We start from the raw sequence: 4,461 nt of genomic DNA on the forward strand, positions 1-4,461 counted from the left end.
GTCACCTGCGCGATGTCCCGCACCTGCGTGGTGATGTTCCGGAAGACCGTGTTGACCGAGTCCGTGAGGTCCTTCCAGGTCCCCGCAGCACCCGGCACCTGCGCCTGACCGCCGAGCAGACCCTGCGCGCCGACCTCGCCGGACACCCGGGTCACCTCGTCGGCGAACGTCCGCAGCGTCTCGGTCATCTGGTTGATCGTGTCCGCCAGCTGCGCGATCTCACCGCGCGCGGAGACCCGTACCTTCTGCGACAGATCGCCGTTGGCGACCGCGGTCGTCACCTCCGCGATCCCTCTCACCTGATTGGTGAGGTTGCCCGCCATCGTGTTGACGGAATCGGTGAGGTCCTTCCAGACACCCGCCACCCCGGCCACCTCGGCCTGGCCGCCGAGCTCGCCCTCCGTACCCACCTCACGCGCGACCCGGGTCACCTCGGAGGAGAACGACGACAGCTGGTCCACCATCCGGTTGACGGTGTTCTTCAGCTCCAGCATCTCGCCGGCCACGTTCGCCGTGACCTTCTGCGACAGATCGCCGTCCGCGACCGCCGTCGTCACCAGCGCGATGTCCCGCACCTGGGCCGTCAGCCGGTTCGCCATCGTGTTGACCGAGTCCGTGAGGTCCTTCCACGAACCGGACACTCCCCGCACCTGCGCCTGCCCGCCCAGCTTGCCGTCCGTACCCACCTCGACGGCGACCCTCGTCACCTCGGAGGCGAACACCGACAACTGGTCGACCAGGTTGTTCGCGGTACGCGCGACCTTCAGGAACTCACCGCGCAGCGGCCGCACCGTCCCGTCGGCACCCTCCGAACGCAGGTCCATCCGCTGGTCCAGATCACCCTCGGCCACCGCCGAAAGGACCCGCCCCACCTCGGACACCGGCCGGGCCAGATCGTCGACGAGCGCGTTCGCGGCCTCGATCGCCGCCGCCCACGCCCCCTCACTGGCCCCCGCCTCCAGACGCTCGGACAGCTTGCCCTCGCGCCCGACCACCCGCCGGACCCGGGACAACTCCCCCGTCACGTGCATCTGCCGGTCGGCGACCTCGTTGAACACGGCGGAGATCTCCGCCATGACTCCGTCGCCGGACGCCGTCAGACGCTTACGGAAGTTCCCGTCCCGCATCGACACCAGCGCGGCCAGCAACCGCTCCAGCGCCGCCGCGTCCACCTGCACCGTCCCCCCACGGGAACGCCCGCCCCTCGCGCGCGTGCCACTGCCTCCGCCGCGCCGCGCCGCCGTGCCAGACTCCACCGTGTCCCTCCCGAAAGGGGTCGACCGTACCGCTCCGGCTCTCGCCGGTAGCCTGCCCAGTGTTTCACCGCCACCGAACCAGGCGATAACAGTTCGGCAGCTTCGCACCGCGTCCCTACCCCCGGGGGACGGAATCAACGGTGACCGGCATCCGCTCGGACAGTGAAGGTAAGTAACCTGGCTTCCGGCTGTCCAGCCGCCCCGGTCCGCCCGGCGGGGGCGGTGTGGTGCGCGCACGACCACCGGGCAGCGGGAGGGACAGACCGAGCATGGCAGAGCCGGGCGTCGAGACGCGTACGAGGAGTGCTGTGATCACCGCGCGGGCGACTGCCAGCTTCGAGCCCGTCGGGCGGTCCGTCGCGGCCGCCCGCGCGTTCGTCAGGGACACCCTCCAAGGCTGGGGACATCCCGAGCTCGTCGACGACGCCGTCGTCCTCACCAGCGAGCTCGTCACCAACGCCGTCATCCACGCCGGCACCGCGGCGGACGTCCTCTGCCTCCGCTCCGACGACAGCATCCGCGTCGAGGTCGCCGACCGCTACCCCGAGCGCGAGATCCCCGTCCAGAGCGGCCGCACCCTCGGCAACCCCGACCGCGAGAACGGCCGCGGCCTGCTGCTCTGCGCCGCCCTCGCCCACCGCTGGGGCGTCGACTACTCCCCCACCCGCAAGCACGTCTGGTTCCACCTCGACCTCGCCCAGCGCCCGGTCGGCACCCGCTCCGCGGGCCCCGTGCTCCCCGACGCCCTCCTCCCCGTCGCCGACAGCCGCGTCCGCGTGGCCGTCGTCCAGATCGACGACGCCGGCTCCGTCACCGCCTGGAACGAGGACGCCGAGGAACTCTTCGGATACGGCTCCGAGCAGGTCATCGGCAAACCCCTCGGCGACCTCGCCGCCTGGCCCCACACCCCCGGCATCGGCACCGGCCTCGCCGAGGCCCTCCGCCTCTCCCGCTGGGAGGGCAGCTACGGCATCCGCTGCGCCGACGGCCGCGTCATCCCCGTCTACTCCTCGCACCTCCGCGTCCGCGACGCCCAGGGCGAACCCTCCACCGTCTGCCTCCTGGTCCGCGAGCACGAGCGGGCCGTCCTCCAGACCCCCCAGCGCCCCGCCGCCGAACCGGGCTCCGAGAACCGCGCCGCCGACCCCTTCGAGGTCTTCATCGGCTCCCCGGCCCCCGACGACCTCGACGGCCTCCTCCAGCGCACGGTCGAACGCGCCCGCGACATGCTCGACGGCGACGCCGCCTTCCTCCTCCTCGCCACCGACGACGAGACCGAACTCGAAGTCCGCGCGACCACCGGCCTCCCCGCCGCCCGCCAGCGCTTCGCCCGCGTCCCCGTCGAGACCGGCGCCAGCCGCTACGGCTCCGCCCGCATGCCCGCCGTCCACGAGGACCTGGCCGCCGTCCCCGGAGCCGTACCGCTCCTCGAAGGCACCGGCATGCGCGCGGTCGTCACCGTCCCCCTCAAGGTCGAAGGCCGGCTCACCGGCTCCCTCGGCGTCGCCGCCGAAGCCGCGAACCGCTACTCCAACGAAGAGGCCCTGCGCCTCCAGTTCGCCGCCGACCGCATCGCCCTCGCCGTCGAATCCGCCCGCCTCGGCGAACTCGAACGCCTGCGCCGCGGCTCCCTCAGCTTCCTCGTCGAGGCCTCCGACCTCCTGGCCGGCACCCTCGACCGCGACCAGACCCTGGCCCTGATGGCCCAGATGACGGTCCCCACCCTCGCCACCTGGTGCGCGGTCTACACGATCGCCGACCAGTCCTCCGATCCGTACCTCTCCTACGTGCTCCACGAGGACGAGGACCGCATCGACGGCCTCAAGGACCTGCTCTCCTCCATCGCACCGCCCGACCCGGTGCCCACCCTCGGCGCCCGCGTCTGGACCGCCCCGGCCGACGCGGCCCACCGCGCCGCGCTCACCGCCTCGGTCCGCGCCCTCGACTATCCGACGAGCCCGCTCTCCTCCGGCATCGACACCACGCTGGCCACCGCCGGCACGGTCGCCGGCGAGACCGTCGTCCTGCCCCTGGTCGCCCGCAACCGGGTGATCGGCATGCTGACGCTCGGCCGCCCCTCGGAGGACCACTTCCGCCAGGAGATCCTGGAGCTCGCCGAGGACCTCTCGCGCCGGGCCGCCCTCGCCCTGGACAACGCCCGCCTCTACTCGGAGCGCGTGGCCATCAGCCAGTCCCTCCAGCGCAGCCTCCTCCCGCCCGGCCTCCCCGAGATCCCCGGCGTCGAGGTCGACGTCATCTACCGGGCCGCCGGCGAGGGCAACGAGGTCGGCGGCGACTTCTACGACCTCTTCCCCATCCGCGACGGCGCGTACGGCTTCGCCATCGGCGACGTCTGCGGTACGGGTCCCCAGGCCGCGGCCGTCACCGGCCTCGCCCGCCACGCCCTGCGTCTCCTGGCCCGCGAGGGCTTCGGCGGCCCCGCCGTCCTGGAACGGCTCAACGCGGCGATCCTCGACGAGGGCGACCGCAGCCGCTTCCTCACCCTCCTCTACGGCGAGATGCGCCCGCAGTCGGACGGCTCCGCCATCCTCAAGGTCGTCTGCGCAGGCCACCCGCTCCCCCTGCGCCTCCGCCCGGACGGCACGGTCCAGCCCGCGGCGGAGCCCCAGCCCCTCCTCGGCGTCATGGAGGACCTGGAGCTGTACGAGCAGACCATCACCCTCGACCCCGGCGACGTCCTCCTCTGCGTCACCGACGGCGTCACGGAACGCCGCGAAGGCACCCGCATGCTCGGCGACGACGGCCTTGCCGAAGTCCTCAAGACCTGTACGGGCCTCACCGCCGGCGCCGTCGCCTCCCGCATCCTCCGCGCGGTCGAACGCTTCGCCCAGGCCCCCGCCTCCGACGACATGGCCATCCTCGCCATGCGCCTCCGCGAGCCCGACCCCCGCTGACGATCCCCCCGGCGATCCCCCGAAAGGGGGACGCCGGCCCCCTCCATCGGCACCACTTCGGCACAACTCCGGTACAACGCAAAAAGGCCCCCGCCTGATGGCGGGGGCCTTTTCTCTGGAGCCCTTTAACGGAATCGAACCGTTGACCTTCTCCTTACCATGGAGACGCTCTACCGACTGAGCTAAAAGGGCGGGTTGTTCGGCGGCGTCCTACTCTCCCACAGGGTCCCCCCTGCAGTACCATCGGCGCTGAAAGGCTTAGCTTCCGGGTTCGGAATGTAACCGGGCGT

The 4,461-nt window shown here is 72.1% G+C and carries 2 protein-coding genes, 1 tRNA gene and 1 rRNA gene; 1 reads left to right on the top strand and 3 read right to left on the bottom strand.

Translation table 11 applies throughout. From position 1 onward, the window contains the following. A partial coding sequence (locus tag ACZ7G1_RS36315) for a HAMP domain-containing protein (protein WP_471204403.1) occupies nucleotides 1–1,172 on the bottom strand: 1,172 nt, incomplete at its 3' end. A 353-nt stretch (nucleotides 1,173–1,525) separates the two neighbouring features. On the opposite strand from ACZ7G1_RS36315, the gene ACZ7G1_RS36320 reads away from it, so the two are divergent. Beyond that, the gene (locus tag ACZ7G1_RS36320; RefSeq protein ID WP_470880109.1) at nucleotides 1,526–4,171 is read left to right on the top strand and encodes a SpoIIE family protein phosphatase; all 2,646 of its coding nucleotides are present in this window, start codon (nucleotides 1,526–1,528) and stop codon (nucleotides 4,169–4,171) included. Between the two features lie 116 nt (nucleotides 4,172–4,287). On the opposite strand, the gene ACZ7G1_RS36325 is transcribed toward ACZ7G1_RS36320, so the two are convergent. Together ACZ7G1_RS36325 and rrf are read right to left on the bottom strand one after the other, a co-directional pair. Beyond that, nucleotides 4,288–4,363, bottom strand: a tRNA-Thr gene (locus ACZ7G1_RS36325). Nucleotides 4,364–4,368: 5 nt separating this feature from the next. Next, a 5S ribosomal RNA gene (gene rrf, locus ACZ7G1_RS36330) occupies nucleotides 4,369–4,461 on the bottom strand; the annotation flags it as partial.

This window comes from Streptomyces sp. NPDC037273 (assembly GCF_055603625.1).

Bases quoted from the DNA above. Each gene is read 5' to 3' on its own strand.
- ACZ7G1_RS36320 (WP_470880109.1), top strand. From the start codon at position 1,526: ATGGCAGAGCCGGGCGTCGAGACGCGTACGAGGAGTGCTGTGATCACC.